The organism is Rhizobium sp. BK008 (assembly GCF_014197345.1).
Taxonomy (GTDB): domain Bacteria; phylum Pseudomonadota; class Alphaproteobacteria; order Rhizobiales; family Rhizobiaceae; genus Rhizobium; species Rhizobium anhuiense.
Window position 1 is genome coordinate 442,804 of sequence record NZ_JACIFK010000002.1, and the last position, 16,226, is coordinate 459,029.

Here is a 16,226-nt window from a genome sequence, read left to right on the forward strand (position 1 = left end):
GTTTTTTATGGATATCAAACCATACCTGGAGTTGCGCCATGAGAACCGATACGACATTCAAGCGGGCATTCAATGATATGATCGAGATCATTCGAACACTCGATCTTGGGGAGGAATTGCCGTCCGAAAACGCACTGCGCGCCCAGCTTGGCGTGAGCAGAACAACGGTGCGAAAGGTGCTGGCAGGGATGGCCGCACGTGGGATCATTATGTCTGAAGCCCACCGACGGATTATACGCAAGCAGCCGCGGCAGAAAGAGCGCTATCCGAAGGAAGAGACCTTGGCAATTTCGGAACAGGTCGAGACGAGCTTCATGGAATGGATGCTGCGCGGTGATGCCTGTCCGGGCACAGAAATCAATGAGACGGAATTGGCCCGGAAATTCGGCGTCGCGACAACGATTATCCGTGAATTTCTCAACCGATTTCAGAAATATGGGCTGATCGAGAAGCGTCAGAATGCCGGCTGGGTTTTTAAAGGGTTCACGGCCAGTTTCGCGCTCGAACTGTTCGAGATCAGAGAGATGTTCGAAATGCGCTCCGCCCGGCTGTTCGCCACCCTGCCCGACGGGTCGCCCGTCTGGAAACAGATCCAGGCCATGCGAGCGGCGCATTTGGAGCTGCTCGCAGATATTGACGCTCGATTTCAGGATTTCTCGGAGCTGGACAGCCGATTTCACCGGCTGATTACGGCAGTCGCGCCAAACCGCTTTATCGAAAGCTTCCAAGACGTTATCGCCATGGTCTTCCACTACCATTATCAGTGGAACAAGCGCGATGAACGCGCGCGGAACGAGGTTGCCATCAGGGAACATCTCGCGTTGATCGAAGCCCTTGAAAGCCGCAACGTCGCCTCGATCGATCGCGCCTGTCGACTGCATCTGACGTCCGCCCGCGAGACTTTGCTTCGTTCGATCATGCAGTAACCTTGAGATGCACGCGGCACTCATGGTCCAATGCGGAAAAGGCTTGATTGGTTTGAAGTGTCTCGTCCGCCGATGTGCCGATCACGGAAAAAGCATAAAAAGACGATCTGCCGCTGCGCAGCAAGGGGGGTCCCGTTGGCGTGCGGATGTATCTCCGACAACAATTAGGTCGTCCAAGCCATCCCCCACAACCGCGCGGCGGAAAATGCTTCCTGCAATGGCGAGCCCCTCTGCTTGGAGCTCGAGCCACCGACAGCTTCAACGTTCAAATCGCGCCAGCATCCGCTTCAGTTGTGCGTTTTGCAGTTGAAGCTTGTTCGCCAGTTGCTCCCGGAGCAAGCTGATCTCTTTATCGAGGCTCATCGCTTCATCAGACAGTGCGGGAACGCCTGGAGACTCATGCCGAACGACCCCAGTCTCGGCTTTCCTGCTGCGGCTGCCCCGTTTTCGGGTTGCGCCTCGGCGGGTCTGCGAGGGTCTCGAAGCGTCGTATGCGAGCACGTCGGTGTCATCAGATACAACCGAATTAGCAGCTTCCAGCGGCTTGGCGCCTTCAATAACCGGCGCGCCCTGTTCCTGCAGCTCACCAGACCTCGCACCAGATTGATCGTGAGGCCGCAGCTCCTCGCCTGCTGGGCGGTCTGTGAATCGCAATCCTTCGTCGTCCGCCGGTGCAGTCGGCCTGTCGACGGTCGACATTTCCGGCGTCACATCACCGGTCGAGTTGTTTTCTTCCTTCGGAAGCCGTCGCGGTGACACCAACCGAGCAAGAAGTTTCCATGGAGACGCCATTCTATTCGACCTCGCGTTACCCCACATGCAGTTGCGAATTCAAGTCTTGGCGGCAACGGGAACTGTCGCCAGACGCACATCTCCATAAACACGGAAATGTGCCGGCAACCGTTGGTCAAACGAGGTTGAGCCGCTTTCGCAATTCGGCATTTTCGGCGCGAAGCTTCTCAGCCAACAGCTTACGCAGTCCTCGATTTTCCTCTTCCAGCTGCAGTAGGTCCGCCATCTCATCGATCACCCCCGTTATAGGTGCGCTCTCGATTTGCACCGCCTTCGGAGTCCGTTTGATTCGCCCACGCTTGGCGCTGTTCACGACGTCATCGGCCTTGACCCTGCGTCCTCTCTTCGGTTTTCCGGCTGCCGTCTTGGCAGCATCCGCGGGCTCTGCCGCAACTTCGGCTGACCGGGTTTCAACGGCCACCTTTTTTGCGCGAGGTTTGCGCTGCTTCTTAATCGTCGCGGGAGCCGTTACCGCTGGGGCGTCAGCAACAATTGTCGTATCTCGTTCGTCGGCCATTATGGTCTCCTGTAAAGCCGCTTCAGTTGTCCGCTGTCGGGCCGGCAGTGTCAACACTCCCGGCTGTCCCCGTTCGGGCAGAGATAGCTCACCGCCTGGTTTGCCAACCTGGAAGCCTACCGGCGGAAAGAGCATTGCCTCTTCCTGCACATCTTGAGCGATGGACTTGAGATCCATGTCTCCCCAGATCGAATTCGATTTGCTCTCGGTTCTTCGCCGACCCGATTTGTGTTCGACAACAAAACTGCGTTGGAGTTTTTTCACTAAGAGGCCTTGGGTGTCTGCGGTGATGTTCCAGCGATGTCTTCAGCACCGCGACGGACTCCGTAGATAACGGCTGTCGCGCTGCCGGTCTAGACCCATGACGCGCCCCGCCATGCACACGGCTCTGACGGATCGTCCTCCGCTCGAAGTCATCACGACGTTGAGGGAGATGTCCTGTCCGTGCTTCAAAACACGACCGAAAGCGTATGATTGTGCTGGGTCGCTCTTGCGAGGCAATCAGCGGGGATCTCCAGTATGCGCGGCCTTGTTCGGGGGTTCAATAAGCAAGCCCTTAGATCAGGACGCATTAGGTTGGTATATCAGATCATTATGAGCCGCTTATCGTCGCGAGGGACAGCATAATGATCCGGGTGACAACTAGAGCCCGTCTACAATCGACAGGATGGACGCGCATCATTCCGCGCTCCGTAGCAGAACCGTCAAGGGTCCTCCGTTCCACTTGAACTCTCTAATACTGGATGCTATGTGCGACGCCGGGTCCGCAGTTCACCCAGGCATCGCCGTTCCCCCGAACACGCTAAACCTGCCTGTCAAGATAGATATGGACACCAATCCGTGCCATGTCGGAAGGGCGATCGCCGATGATCCTTTTGGACGGCACGACCGAAGGATAGGTCATGTCCAGAAAACTGATACCGCTTAATCTGAGCGACGTTTCGACGTTTGCCAAATCGGTGAGATCGCAATTGTCCAACCAAGATGGACTCCCGTCCCACCTCGAATTGTTGAATATCCTCGCCAAAGCTGCTGGGCCCGGCAATTTCCAGAATTTGCGAGCGACGGTGAAAGGTGCGGGGGATCCGGCACCAAGCCCACCCGACGACAAACTGTTTCAGCAACCTTCCGATATCAATCAGAGGCTGGTGGAGAGAATTGCCCGCTGCTTTGACAAGGGCGGCCGATTGCTGCGTTGGCCGGCGCGACGCACTGACCAGATCGTTGCGCTTTGGATATTGTGGGCGCAGATTCCGGCAGCACGCGAGTTCTCTGAGCCAGATGTAAACATCCTGCTCAATGAGCGCCATGACTTCGGCGATTACGCACTTCTGCGCCGCGAGCTCTGTGATCTCGGGCTGATGACCCGGACGCCGAACGGACGAGTCTACAGACGCGTCGAACGACCAATGCCTAGCGACGCGGCAGCGGCGCTCCGTCTTATCTTGCGCTGATCAGTCCAATCGGCACTGATCCCGATCCCATTCTCGTGATCGGCGGTGGCGAGGGCTTTATGATGAAGTCCGACCCAGGCTCGTCTCGCAAAGAATGCAAGCGAAATTTGGCCCATCCGTCAGGCGGATGTATCTGACATGCTATGTGGGGCTGATTGCTGGAGTTCAGGTCTTTCGACCGGTGACCGGCAGCGTCTTGTGAGGGATCGAACCTGTGCGTGGGGAGTTAAGGAGCTCGCTTCACCTCGGCTTTTCGTCGCTCCTGGTTCAACCTGTTGCTCCGGCTGCCTGTCGAGCTTGGACGTGGTCTGGAGAACTTGGAGGCGATGGAGCAAGAGGTCAGGAACCCTCTGCTAGCTGCGGCTGTCAGCGCGTCGATATCTACAGCAACGGTGGTTAGCCGCGTTTGTCGCGTGGCTAGCGGACCGTTGCCGTGATGCGCGTCTCTCATGGATGAGGCAGAGGCGGCTCACGCCGCCTCCTCCTCGTCGCGGTTCGGCTGCAAGGAATGCAGGTAATCGACGGCGCGCTGCGCATGTGCTGCCGCTGAAAAGATGGCACGCTTGTCGTTGCCCAGAACCTTGAGCCAGCCGTCGAGGTAGCTTGCGTGGTCGGGTCGTGGTTCGAGCTCGGGGACGATGCCGAGATCGGCGCAGAGAAACGCGCTGCCGAGTTCGGCAATCAGCTCCTCACGGGCACGTTCGCTCCTGCCTTTTGCGTAGCGGCTGAGATCGCGATCAAGCCTTCGTGGTGCGCCGGTCCAGTGCGTCATCTCGTGACTGAGGATGGCGACATAGGAGGCATCGTCCCTGAAGGCATCCAGGCATGGCATCTGGATGTAATCACGCTGAGCGGCATAATAGGCAGCCGTACCTCCGTGCCGGATCAGCGCACCGGTATTGGCAAAGAAGCGGCCGGCATTGCCGATGCGGCTCATTGGATCGACGACAGGTGCGATGTCATCAAAACGCCCGTCGAGACCGGCGATCTGATCGGTGTTGAACACTGTGTAAGCTTTGAGGAATGGAATATCCTGTTCGACCTCAGTGCCAGTCTCCGTCGTTTCAGTGCGGATGAACGAACTGGCGAAGATCACGGTTGTGCCGGTTTCGCCCTTGCGGACGGCGCCGCCGAGCTCGATTGCCTGGCGAAACGTCATCCAGCTTGATGAGGCAAAACCACGGGCGATGGCTTCGGACCAGAGGAGAAGGACGTTGATCCCGGAATAGGGTTGACCGTTATGGCGCAGTGGCCGGCTGACCTCGCCCGTCGCATGTCCCGTCGTCCAGGGCTTGGTCCACGGCCGCACGCCACGTTCGAGATCGGCGATGATTTTGGTGGTGATGCGGCTATAGATATCGGATCGTTGATGGGATGGCTGCCTGCTCATGTCTGAACCTCCGTTTCGAGGTCGCGGCCATCGCGACCTGCTACGGCGGTCCGAAAGCCAGGCTGCAAGCGCAGCCTGCACCCGCAGGGCCGCAACGTAGTGGAGGACGGCAAGGCCGTTGCGGGCGGCGCGAGCCTGGCAGGACCAGAAGCCGAGGCAGGACGCAATGGCCGCAATAGGATCGGCAAGTGTTGATGCAGGCAGACGTGGCAGATCTGCGAGGTGTCAGGCCGTCGCTCACGCCGCAGATGGACCGCGGCAATGAGGCCCACCTGGCCGGCCGCGCCAGTAACCCGGCGATATCGACAACGTCGCCACGCAACGCCGAGACGATCCTGAAGTGGATGCCGCTCACCGCTTCAGCTCGAAGGCCAAGTTTGGCAGGTCCGATCAGGCGCTGATGCCTATAGCGGACGGAGTGCAGCGTCCCATCAAGGTTGGACTGCCAGTCATTGGCCCTGTGCCCAGGCCTCCGGACGGGTTAGCTCATGCGTCTGGCCCGCCTTGGCCGTATCGGCCAGAAAAGTGCACTGAGCGGCCTTGAAGGTCAGCCAGTGTGGATTGCAAGCAAATCGGCATAAACTGTCGGATTGCTCGCCAGCACCGGATGGCCCTGCAGCAAGGCTTCGCCCTCAGCCGGGAAGGCTAGACGGGTTCCACCGGCTTCCTTGACGAGGCAGTAGCCGGCCATGCAGTCCCAGGCACGCATGTGGGGCTCGTAGTAGCCAACAAGCCGCCCCGCGGCCACATAGGCCAGCATCAAGGCGCCCGAGCCATTGCGGATGAAGTTGCCACCCTTGGCAAGCAAAGCAGACACAATTGCGCCTACCCGCTCCGGGGTTACATAGGAATTGCAGCCAATGCCGGTCATTGCATTCTGCAAAGTCCGTGACGGATCGAGGCTGAGTTTCTTGCCGTTCAGGCTCGCGCCCATGCCCGCCGCCGCTGCGTAGAGTTCATCATCGCACGGGACGTGGATCACGCCGATCACGGGCATACCGCGGTGCAGAACGGCAATCGATACACACCATGTCGGCATGCCATTGACGAATGGCGCTGTTCCGTCAATCGGATCGACAACCCATGTCAATCCCGACCCCCCTTCCTGATAACCGTATTCCTCGCCGAGAAATCCGTCTGCCCCAAAAGCTTCCGCCACGCGCTCTCGTATGAATGTCTCGACGTTGCGGTCGGCAATTGACACGACGTCCTGCAGATCCCGCTTCGTTTCGATCACGAGTCTGTCGCGCCCGTTGAAATAGTCGAGCGCCATAGCGCCCGCCTCCCGCGCAACGGCTTTGGCAAAGACAAAGCGTGTATCAAGTTCCGTCTGTTGCGACATAATGCTGGTACTCCTTGCAATAGTTCAGGTCGTTGAGTGGTTTAAGAGGTCGGCGTCGAAGTGGATGGGCGAAGCGGCCGATCAGGGGGGTGATTAGAATCGCTGCTCAGATGTATCGGCAACGGACATCAAGAACCTGCGCAAGAAAAGGCGCAGCCGAATCTCAGGCCTTCATCTTCAAGCTGTCGCGAATGTTCAACTCGCGTTGCTGCTCAGGAAGATCAAGCCGATTCACATCAATGGCGCTCATACCCGCCCGTCGAGCTGCTTCGAGACCTTGTTCGCTATCTTCGAACACGACACACCGGGCTGGTTCTATTCCCAATAGAGCGGCCGCCTGCAGAAACAGGTCTGGGGCCGGCTTTGGATTTGCCACGTCATCGATCGTGACCAACTCGTCGAAATATTCCCGCAGGCCCGTTCCATGCAGGGTCGCAGTGACAATTTCCCGCGAACCGCCGGAGGCAACAGCCATGGGACGCACGCCGGCCAACCGGCGAACCGTCGCAGCAACCACATGCACTTCACGCACTCTGTGTAGATTCTGAAGAAAGTGCGATCGCATGGTGGCGATGACGGATTCGCGATCGAGCACAACGTCGAATTCTCGCTCAAAGGCCTCCATAAGGACCCCTTCAGACATTCCCGCCCGCATTAAATACCAGGCCTGATTCATCGGTTTGCCGGAATGGGCAAAGCCGGCTGCCCATGCGTCCGCATAGACAGGGGGCGTGTGAACAAGTGTGCCGTCGCAATCAAAAATCACGGCCTCGAAATCATTTTCCAGCGATAGAATATCAATCATACCTAATCCTTCCGGCGGGCGAACATCGGTTTAACGCAAGGGCTCCATACAGGCTCGTTCTGTTAGGCGGTCATCGAACGCAGGCTGGCCCAGGATTTTGCCTCAGAGTCTCTCACGTGCTGATAAGGGCGATGCCGCGACTTCGGAAGCCGAGCGTAGCGTCGGACGCGACCGGTAAAATGCGGTCGACGGCGTGGTCGACGATGAAGAGCGTGCCGACGTCGGTTTCGACCTCATACTCGACATGATCTCCGAGATAGGCCGAATGCAGGATGCGGCCGGCAAGCCCGTGCCCCCGCCCCTCGGAAAGCGCGATGGCGCCGGGACGAACGGCAAGGCTCGCCGCACCCGGCGTCGCTCTACCCGCCGGCACACGATGTCGGAAACCACCAATGCGGATGTCAGCATCGGCGCCATCGATACCAACCACCTCGCAGGGGATCACATTCGCCTCTCCCATGAAATCCGCGATGAAGGCGGAAGCCGGCGCTTCATAGAGGTCGCGCGGGGCGCCGGACTGGGCGACTTCGCCATCTTTCATGATGATGATGCGGTCGGACACGGCAAGCGCCTCATCCTGATCGTGCGTGACATAGACGGCGGTGAAGCCGAGGCGCTGCTGGAGTTCGCGGATATCCGTGCGTACCTTGCGGCGCAGGCGCGCATCGAGGTTGGAAAGCGGCTCGTCGAGCAGCAGCACCTGCGGTTCCAGCACCAGCGCGCGGGCGACGGCGACGCGCTGTTGCTGGCCGCCGGAGAGTTCGGCGGGCAGGCGATGGCCCATGCCGGCAAGGCCGACCAGTGCCAGCCCCTCCTCCGCCTTCTCGCGCGCTTCCTTGCGGCTGAAGCCCGAGGATTCCAGGCCATAGGCGACGTTGTCGCGCGCATTCATGTGCGGAAAGAGCGCATAGGACTGGAAGACCATCGAGACATCGCGCTCATTGGCCGGCAGCATGGTGACGTCCTTGCCGCCGATCAGTATTTTTCCGGCCGAAGGATGTTCGAGGCCGGCAAGCATGCGCAGCGTCGTCGTCTTACCACAGCCGGAGGGGCCAAGCAGGGTGACGAGCGTACCGCGCTCGATGGTGAGCGAGAGGTCGGGAATGGCAGTGAAGGCTCCAAATGTTTTGCGCACGTTCTGGAAGACAACGGAACCGGCTTTGGGATTAATCATGCGATTTTCTCCTGGCGAGAGGAAGCGGATGTGGCAAGGCCGGCGACGCGGTTTTCACGGCGCAGGCGCCGTTCGCCCACGATGAGCTGGAAGCAGGCGATGACGGTGATCATCACGACGATCAGCATGGTGGAATAGGCGATGGCCACGCCATATTCCCCGTTCTCGACGAGGCCGACGATGTAGGAGGTCGCCATATTGTACTCGGCGCTGACGAGGAAGATGACGGCGCTGATGGAGGTGATTGCGCGCACGAAGGAATAGACGAGCGCGGCGGTGATGGCCGGGCGTAAAAGCGGCAGGATGACCTTGCGGATCGTGCGGAAGCTGTTGGCCCGCAGCGTCAGGGAGGCTTCATCCAGGCTCTTGTCGAGCTGGCTCATCGCCGCGATGCCTCCGCGCACGCCGACCGGCATGTTGCGGAAGACGAAGCAGGCGATCAAGATCAGTGCCGAGCCGGTCATTTCCAAGGGCGGCAGATTGAAGGCCATGATGTAGCTGACGCCGATGACTGTGCCGGGAATAGCAAAGCTCATCATGAGGGCGAATTCGAAGGCATTCTTCCCGACGAATTTTTGACGCACGATAATATAAGCCGTCAGTAGGCCGACGGCGGCAGTCAGCGGAGCAGAGACCAACGCGATCTCGATCGTCGTCCAGAACGAGTTCCAAGCGACGCCCGTCCAGGCGATCCCATTTTCGAAGCTGATCGAGAAGGCCTTGGCGTAGTGGTCGAGCGTCAGCGAGTTGTCGAGACCCCAGGTTTTCACGAAGCCGCCGACCAGGATCATGCCGTAGATGACGAGCGTGAAGAGGATCCACGGGATGACGACGGCGTGAACGCCGATCGACAGCCCTCGCGGCAGAGCGATGTGCGATCCGCTATCGCCCTTGCCGGTGACGGTGGCGTAGTTTTTGCCCGACAGCCAGACGCGTTGGGCGAGGAAGGCGGAGAGCGTGAATAGCAACAGCACCGTGGCGAGTACGGCGGCGCGCGACGGATCGTTCTGCGACCCGACCACGGCGAAGAAGATCTCGGTCGAAAGCACGCCATGGCTGCCGCCGAGCACCAGCGGATTGCCGAAGTCGGCCATGCTTTCGATGAAGCCGATGAGGAAGGCGTTGGCCAGACCGGGCTTCATCAGCGGCAGCGACACCCGCCGGAACGTGCGCCAACGGTCGGCGCGCAGCGTCGTGGACGCCTCCTCCATCGACGGGCTGACGCCCTCGACGACTCCGATCAGCACGAGGAACGAGATCGGCGTGAAAGACAGCACCTGCGCTATCCAGATGCCGGTGAGACCGTAGAGCCAACGGCCGGGCTCGATGCCGAAGAGTCCCGACAGCCCCTGCGTGACGACACCGGCGCGGCCGAAGAGCAGCGTGAGCGCCAGACCGATGACGAAGGGTGGAGTGATGATCGGCAGGATCGTCAGCAGCCGCAGGCCCTTCTTGAAGGGAAACCGCGTGCGGGTGGCGACAAGCGCGAAGGCGAGGCCAAGCAGGGTCGAGCCGAGGCCGGTCATGATGGCGAGCCAGAGCGTACGCCAGGCTACGCCGCAGCGACCGGCGCCGATCACACAGTTGAGGCTCCAGATGCTCGGATCCTGCACGTTCCGGATGAAGTTATCCGCATTGAACGAGCCGTCGAAATCCTGCACCGATCCGATGAACATGCTGCCAATCGGGTAGAAGACGAAGACCGCGACGAGGAAGACGAGCAGCGCGATCGCGCTGACGACAAAGGCATCGCCCTTCATGACACCGCGTTCGGCAAGGCCGAAGGCGAAGAGCAGCACGAAGGTGATCGCAGAGAGCACCGCACCCGCCCCCATCGAAGCCTGACCGTTCGAGAGCGGGCCGAAGAGCATTTCGCTCACCGTCCAGGTCCAACCGGAAAAGCCGACGGCGAGGCCCTGGAGCGACAGGAAGAGGACGCCGATCGCGCCGGTCCAGGCGAGCACGGCGCCGCGGCGCATTGGGTCTGCCGTGCCGCGGGCCACGATAGCCAGGAGAAGGAGCACGAGCGCAGCGGCAAGCCACAGCCGGCCGTGCGCGAAAATCTGCACGACGCCGGGGGCGGCTTCCGGAGAAAGGGGGAAACCGGCCAGCCAACCGAGTCCGAAGAAGCCGTTCTCGATCCGATACCAGGGCAATAGGGTCAATGCGACCACGCCCAGGATCAGGACCACGTCCAGCCTGCGATTGCCATGTCTCATGGCTGACCTCGTTGTCTTGAGTGTGAGGAGGCGGCGCCCGGGGAGACGGGCGCCGCCGGTCTGGACATCAGTTGGCGGCGGCGCCTATTTCCCGATCCCAGCGTTCCAGCAGTGCCTTGCGCTTCGTCGGCTCGCCATAGGTCTTGAAGTCGTAGTCGATCAGCTTGATGTCCTCGAAGCGCGGCGCCTCCTTCGGGATTGCGGCGCTCTTGTTGGACGGCAGCTGGAAGGACTTGGCATCCTTCATGCGCGACTGAACTTCCGCCGTCAGCGCCCAGTCGTACCAGATCCTCGCATTGTCGAGATTGCGGGCGCCCTTGATGATCGACATGGAGCCGATCTCGTAGCCGGTACCTTCGCAAGGCGTAATCGACTTGACCGGGAAGCCTTCGGCCGTCTGCGCCACAGCATCGTGGACGAAGACGATGCCGAGCGCCGTCTCACCGCGTGCTGCGGCCTTGACGGGTGCCGATCCGGACTTGGTATATTGCGATATGTTGCCGTTCAGCTTCTTCAGGTAGTCGAAAGCCTGGTCCTCGCCCATGATCTGCACGAGAGAGGCGAGCGCCGTATAAGCGGTACCAGAAGAATTCGGGTTCGCAATTTGGATTTCGCCCTTCAGTTCCGGTGCCAAAAGGTCGGCCCAGCAGACTGGCTCCTTGTAGCCTTTGGACTTGAAGATTTCCGTGTTGTAGCCCCAGCCCAGCGCGCCGGCATAAACGCCGACGGTCTTGTAACCGGAGCTTTCGGCCTGCTTCTTCGCCCAGTCGTTGAGTTCATCGAGCTTCGGCGACTTGTATTCGAGGGTCAGATTTTCCGAAGCCGCCTGAAGATGCGGATCGCCCGTGCCGGCCCACCATATGTCTGTCTTCGGATTGCGAGCCTCGGCGCGCACCTTGGCATAGGTCTCGCCGGACGAAAGGCGAACCATGTTCACCTTGATGTCGCTATGCGCCTTCTCGAAATCGCCCTTCATCTGCTCGCAGATGACAACGTCTGCCGAGCAGATGAGGTTGAGTTCGCCAGCCGCCTGCGCCGGTAGCGCCCCGAGCGCCGTGCCGGCGAAAAGCACGAGGGAAAGGGTCTTCATTTTCATGGGGCATCCTCCTTGTTGCCTGGGTTAGATTTTCGCACGAACAAAACACAGCAGAGCCATCGGCCTGCCCGCGTCGGCGTGTGCATGTTTCTGGGTTGTGGTTTGTCTGAATGCCTTGATCAGTTCGTCGCGGCGATTTCCGCATCGAACCTGCGGAGCAGTCGGCTTCGTTCATCCGGCGAGCCGAAGGTGGCGAAGTCATAGTCGACCATCTTGATCATCGAGATATCCGGGGCTGCAAGCGGCAGGGTGGATTTCGCGTTGGATGGAACTTGGTTCTGGCCGGACGCCGCGCCCGTACCCTGCCCTTCCGGGCTCAGCGCGAAATCGACGAAGCGCTTTGCTTCCTCGATATGCCTTGCGCCTTTGACGATGCTCACGGCGCCGATCTCGTAGCCGGTGCCCTCGCAGGGTGCGACGATGACGAGGGGAAAGCCCGCTTGCTTCTGCGTCACGGCATCATGCATGAAAGAAATGCCGATGAGCGTTTCTCCTCGCGCCGCCGCCTTGATCGGCGCAGCCCCCGAGGGTGTGTAACGTTCGATATTGCGATTGAGCGCAGCGAGATAACGGAAAGCCTCATCCTCGCCGAAGAGCTGAACCAGCGTCGCAAGCGTCGTGAAGGCGGTGCCAGACGAATTCGGATTACCGCTCTGGATGCGGCCGCGATAGGCGACATCCGTGAGGTCCTTCCAGCAGGTCGGCGCGGGCAGCTTCAGCTCGCGCAGCAGGTCGGCATTGTAGGCAAAGCCGAGCGCCCCCGCATAAATGCCGGCTGAGCGGCCGCCAGACATGGCGAAGAAGTTCTGCGCCCAGGGCAGCATGTCGCGCTCATGGGCCGGCTGGTAGGGTTCGAGCAGATTTTCAGAACCGGCCTGCAGATGAGTATCGCCCGTGCCGCCCCACCAGACATCGACGGTAGGTGCTGTTTTCTCCGCGCGGATCTGATTGAGAATATCGCCGGTGCTCTTGCGTGTCACCGAAATTTCGAGCCCGGTCTTCGCCTCATAGGCCGTCTTCATCGCGGCACACCACGTCTCGTCCACCCCGCACAGAACGGTGAGCGACGGTGCTGCGATGCCGGTGCTGGCGCTCGCCAGCCACAAAGCTGCTACCGCGCTGAAAGCGGTGATGCCTCTCACAACTTCCTCCCATTGGACCTTGCGTCCCAATCTCCGTAATCAGGATGTCACATCTGCTTCCCCGCGCAATCGAAGAATGGTTACGGTTCTTACAGCCGGAGCCGGTATCACCCTCGAAAAAATGACAAAGGTTACAAATGTGACAAACCGCATAACACGAGCTCGCTTTGAAGATCGTGACATCTCTGCCTATAATAGGCACGGGAGGACGTGCATGTGTTGAATGAGAGGATAACCATCCTGATCGTCGAGGACGATCCGGACATGGCGGAGCTTATCTCCGACCTCATAGAGGCGGAAGGTTGGACAGCTCTAACCGCGCCATCCGCGGAAGAGGCCGCGATCGTCCTTTCGCGCGAAACCGTGCATCTCGTGCTCGTCGACCATAACCTGCCCGGCACATCCGGACGCACCTTCGCGCAGCGCCTGCGCGCGCAGGCCAATATCGGCATTGTCATGGTGACCGCTGCAGGCAGCGCCGTGGACCGGGTGCTGGGTCTCGAAACCGCGGCAGACGACTATGTCGTCAAACCCTTCGAGCCCATCGAATTGACGGCCCGTATCAAAGCCGTGCTGCGCCGGACGATTCCCTCGCTGAAGCCGGAGCGCGAAAGCGAGCGGGAGCATGAACCCACATCCCTGAAGCTCGGCGAATGGTCGGTGGATCTCAAGAGCCGCCGCGCCATCTGCCGTACCGACCCCGCCAAGTCGCTCACGAGCGCCGAATTCGCGCTGCTCGAAATCCTCGCCGAAACGCCAAACACACCCGTTAGCCGCGCGCATATCCTCGATCGATTGGGCGCGGAAAGCGAGCGCTATATCGACCGCAATGTCGACGTGCTCGTGCTGCGTCTGCGTCGCAAGATCGAGCGCAATCCAGACCTGCCGCGCCATATCAAGACGCGCCGCGGCAAGGGCTATATTCTCGACACAGACGATAGCGAGACCGCACCGTGATCAGCCGTCCGTTCCTCTCCTCCATCGCCTTTCGGCTGCCCTTCGCCATCGCCTTCATCTGCGTGCTCGTCTTCAGCCTTGCGACCATTGCCGTCTACGGCCTGCAGCGGGCGCGCCAAGAAATGGCCGCCTATGGCTTGCAGGCGTTTTCGGCTCTCGCCAAGGCCTCGCTGGTCTCGCGGCAGGTTTCAGACCTCGTCTCCAGCGCACCCTTCCTCATGAATTCGACCTCACCCTACCGGGTCTCTAGCGAAAGCCGCTCGGTCGTCCTGCAGGTCGATGCGCTTTTGCGCGCGATGCAACCTGAAAACGACCGGGCTGCCGTACGGGGTTTTGCCAGCAGCCGCATCGTAGAGCTGCTGGAAACCATCCGCACGCAGACGACGACGCTTGCGGGCGACGCGGAATCGGCCCAGCAGCACAAGGCGGAGGCCGCGGCAGCACTCGGCGAGATCGCGACCGGCAGCGGCATTGGGGATGCAGGTTTCCGCAGTCGGCTGAACGCCATCGTCCAATCCGCCTCCAATTCGGATAGCCTCTTCCAGCTCGGCGAATTGCGCCGGCGCTACGTCTCGGAGACCGCCCCGCGACTCGAACGCGCCGCGCCGGACACCCGGGTCGCCGCCGCCGAGCTTGCGCCTTACGAACGGATCTTCGAGGCACAGACGCGTTATCTGCTCGAAATGTTCGCCATCCGCGCCGCAGTCTCGCGCCTGCACAGCGTCTCACGCGATCTGTCGCATGCGACGGAAACCCAAAGCGAGGCCGTTGCCCGCAACCTCAGTGACGACCTCGTCTCGACCTCCGATGCATTGAGCCGCATCCTCGTCATCGTCGCTGTTGCCTCGCTGTTGGTCCTGGCAATGGCCGTGGTCTCGATCCGATCGGTCATGCGTGTCTCACGCGGCATCGTCTCCCTTTCGAACGGCATGAACGCACTGGCAGAAGGGCGCAAGGATGTTGATACGCCTCGCTATGACGGCACGGAAACCGAGCTGGTGCGCCTGCTCGAAGCTTTCCGCGCATTCCGGGAGAGCGTCGAGCGCGTGACGCGGCTTCGGCGTACGGCGGAGGCCGCCGCACGCACCATCCGCTCCACCTTCCGCAGTATGAACGAAGGCATCGCGCTATTCGATCCGCGCGGCCGGCCGATCACCATGAACCGGCGTGTCATCGAGCTGGTGGGCTGGTCTGGTTCGGCCAGGAAATTGCCGCTTCGCAGCTTCGTGACGCCGCTGCCGGAGATTGATCGGGCCCTTCTGCCGGCTGAGGATGATGCGGGGCTGCTCACCGACCGCTGTGTGCTGCGCCATCGCTCCGATGTCGGACAGGTAACCGAAGTGTCGGTATCGCGGCAACCGGACGGCGGCGTCGTGCTGCTGGCGCGCGATATCACCGACATGGACCGGCAGGAGGCGGAGGCGGCAAAAATCCAACGGCTCGACGGCATCATGCGTATGACCCATCAGGTGAGCCACGAAGTCGGCAACATGATCGGCATCATCACCGGCAGCCTCGGCCTGCTGGAGCGCGAAACCGGCTTCAATGAGCGGCAAAAGCGACACCTCGCCCGCATCCGTAAGGCTGCCGACCGCGGCAGGTCGCTGGCCGGGAGTATGCTTTCCATCGGCAGCCAGCAGCCGATCCATCCCGGCGCGGTGGAGATCGGCGCGGTGCTGCGCGGCATGGCCGACGTATTGGAAATCGCCATCGGCGAAAAATGCCGGCTCGCCTTCGAAATAGCCGGCGACCTGCCCACCGTCCTCATCGACACGGCGCTCTTCGAACAATCGATCCTCAATCTCTGCCTCAACGCCGCCGCGGCTATGCCGGCAGGTGGAACAATTCTCATACGTTGTTCCCGCAGTGAGGCCGGCGTCAGCGTCAGTGTGACAGACGACGGCATCGGCATGACACCCGAGGCCGTCGACAAAGCCTTCGAACCCTACTTTACCACGCGCGACGCGGAAGGCGGCGTCGGTCTTGGCCTAGCAGTGGTTTATGGATTCGTACGCCAAAGCGGTGGCGACGCTCGCATTGCCTCGGTGCCGGGCAAGGGAACCGTCGTTGAACTTTTGTTTCCGGCATGAATTGTCACTTTCGCCTTTCATCGCACCAGTTCGCATGTGCCGAACGCACAAGAACGCACGCAGCCGCAAAAAAGGCATTGAATCAAGAGCATCTGCCGACTCGCAATACGAGTGAGATATCAGCGTTAAGTCATTGAAACTAGATTCGTTTCGACTTGGAACAAAGCGTCACTGATTCGGTTGAGTCGGGTTGGTTGCGTCAGGAGTCCGCGAAGATGGTTACCCCGCGAGCGAATTGGAAAGGCTATATCAAGTTTGGAGAGGTCGCGTTCCCTGTTGCCTTTTACACAGCGGCATCGTCCTGCGAACGGATAGCCTTTAC

At 60.4% G+C, this 16,226-nt stretch carries 13 protein-coding genes and 1 pseudogene; 5 read left to right on the top strand and 9 right to left on the bottom strand.

Features of this window, described 5'->3' with window-relative positions; genetic code table 11:
* The first annotated feature begins 38 nt into the window (after positions 1 to 38).
* Positions 39 to 926, top strand: a complete 888-nt coding sequence (locus FHT69_RS13530; RefSeq protein WP_028756358.1) for a GntR family transcriptional regulator — start codon at positions 39 to 41, stop codon at positions 924 to 926.
* A gap of 258 nt (positions 927 to 1,184) precedes the next feature.
* On the opposite strand, the gene FHT69_RS13535 is transcribed toward FHT69_RS13530, so the two are convergent.
* Both FHT69_RS13535 and FHT69_RS13540 read right to left on the bottom strand, forming a co-directional pair.
* Positions 1,185 to 1,718 carry a hypothetical protein gene (locus tag FHT69_RS13535; RefSeq protein ID WP_028756359.1) on the bottom strand — a complete coding sequence of 178 codons (534 nt, stop codon included), beginning with the start codon at positions 1,716 to 1,718 and terminating at the stop codon, positions 1,185 to 1,187.
* A gap of 115 nt (positions 1,719 to 1,833) precedes the next feature.
* Complete coding sequence (locus FHT69_RS13540) at positions 1,834 to 2,499, bottom strand: transcriptional regulator (protein WP_028756649.1); 666 nt, start codon at positions 2,497 to 2,499, stop codon at positions 1,834 to 1,836.
* A 638-nt stretch (positions 2,500 to 3,137) separates the two neighbouring features.
* On the opposite strand from FHT69_RS13540, the gene FHT69_RS13545 reads away from it, so the two are divergent.
* Positions 3,138 to 3,689: a DUF2087 domain-containing protein gene (locus tag FHT69_RS13545; protein WP_183905463.1), complete on the top strand. Its 552-nt coding sequence runs from the start codon at positions 3,138 to 3,140 to the stop codon at positions 3,687 to 3,689.
* Positions 3,690 to 4,158: 469 nt separating this feature from the next.
* Here the strand turns inward: FHT69_RS13545 and FHT69_RS13550 are convergent, their stop codons facing one another.
* The 7 genes from FHT69_RS13550 to FHT69_RS13585 all read right to left on the bottom strand — a co-directional run bounded on the left by FHT69_RS13550 (position 4,159) and on the right by FHT69_RS13585 (position 12,857).
* Complete coding sequence (locus tag FHT69_RS13550) at positions 4,159 to 5,079, bottom strand: ArdC family protein (RefSeq protein ID WP_028756651.1); 921 nt, start codon at positions 5,077 to 5,079, stop codon at positions 4,159 to 4,161.
* 547 nt (positions 5,080 to 5,626) lie between these two features.
* The gene (locus FHT69_RS13560) at positions 5,627 to 6,421 is read right to left on the bottom strand and encodes an inositol monophosphatase family protein (protein WP_028756652.1); all 795 of its coding nucleotides are present in this window, start codon (positions 6,419 to 6,421) and stop codon (positions 5,627 to 5,629) included.
* A 163-nt stretch (positions 6,422 to 6,584) separates the two neighbouring features.
* Positions 6,585 to 7,226 (bottom strand): HAD family hydrolase, encoded by a 642-nt coding sequence (locus FHT69_RS13565; RefSeq protein ID WP_097545232.1) that lies wholly within the window; start codon positions 7,224 to 7,226, stop codon positions 6,585 to 6,587.
* A 112-nt stretch (positions 7,227 to 7,338) separates the two neighbouring features.
* Complete coding sequence (locus tag FHT69_RS13570) at positions 7,339 to 8,400, bottom strand: ABC transporter ATP-binding protein (protein WP_028756654.1); 1,062 nt, start codon at positions 8,398 to 8,400, stop codon at positions 7,339 to 7,341.
* Positions 8,397 to 10,619, bottom strand: a complete 2,223-nt coding sequence (locus FHT69_RS13575; RefSeq protein WP_097545233.1) for an ABC transporter permease — start codon at positions 10,617 to 10,619, stop codon at positions 8,397 to 8,399. The genes FHT69_RS13570 and FHT69_RS13575 overlap by 4 nt, the downstream gene beginning before the upstream one ends.
* Before the next feature lie 67 nt (positions 10,620 to 10,686).
* Positions 10,687 to 11,715 carry an ABC transporter substrate-binding protein gene (locus tag FHT69_RS13580; RefSeq protein ID WP_028755971.1) on the bottom strand — a complete coding sequence of 343 codons (1,029 nt, stop codon included), beginning with the start codon at positions 11,713 to 11,715 and terminating at the stop codon, positions 10,687 to 10,689.
* Between the two features lie 119 nt (positions 11,716 to 11,834).
* Positions 11,835 to 12,857, bottom strand: a complete 1,023-nt coding sequence (locus FHT69_RS13585) for an ABC transporter substrate-binding protein (RefSeq protein WP_028755972.1) — start codon at positions 12,855 to 12,857, stop codon at positions 11,835 to 11,837.
* 216 nt (positions 12,858 to 13,073) lie between these two features.
* Here FHT69_RS13585 and FHT69_RS13590 point away from each other — a divergent pair, with 216 nt between their 5' ends.
* The 3 genes and pseudogenes from FHT69_RS13590 to FHT69_RS34160 form a co-directional block, all read left to right on the top strand.
* Entirely contained in the window at positions 13,074 to 13,814 is a 741-nt protein-coding gene (locus FHT69_RS13590; RefSeq protein ID WP_028755973.1) for a response regulator, read from the top strand.
* Positions 13,811 to 15,904, top strand: a complete 2,094-nt coding sequence (locus FHT69_RS13595; protein WP_028755974.1) for an ATP-binding protein — start codon at positions 13,811 to 13,813, stop codon at positions 15,902 to 15,904. Before FHT69_RS13590 ends, FHT69_RS13595 begins: the two co-directional genes overlap by 4 nt.
* Before the next feature lie 215 nt (positions 15,905 to 16,119).
* Positions 16,120 to 16,224 (top strand): annotated as a pseudogene (locus FHT69_RS34160) (Ku protein); the annotation flags it as partial.
* Between the last annotated feature and the right edge of the window lie 2 nt (positions 16,225 to 16,226).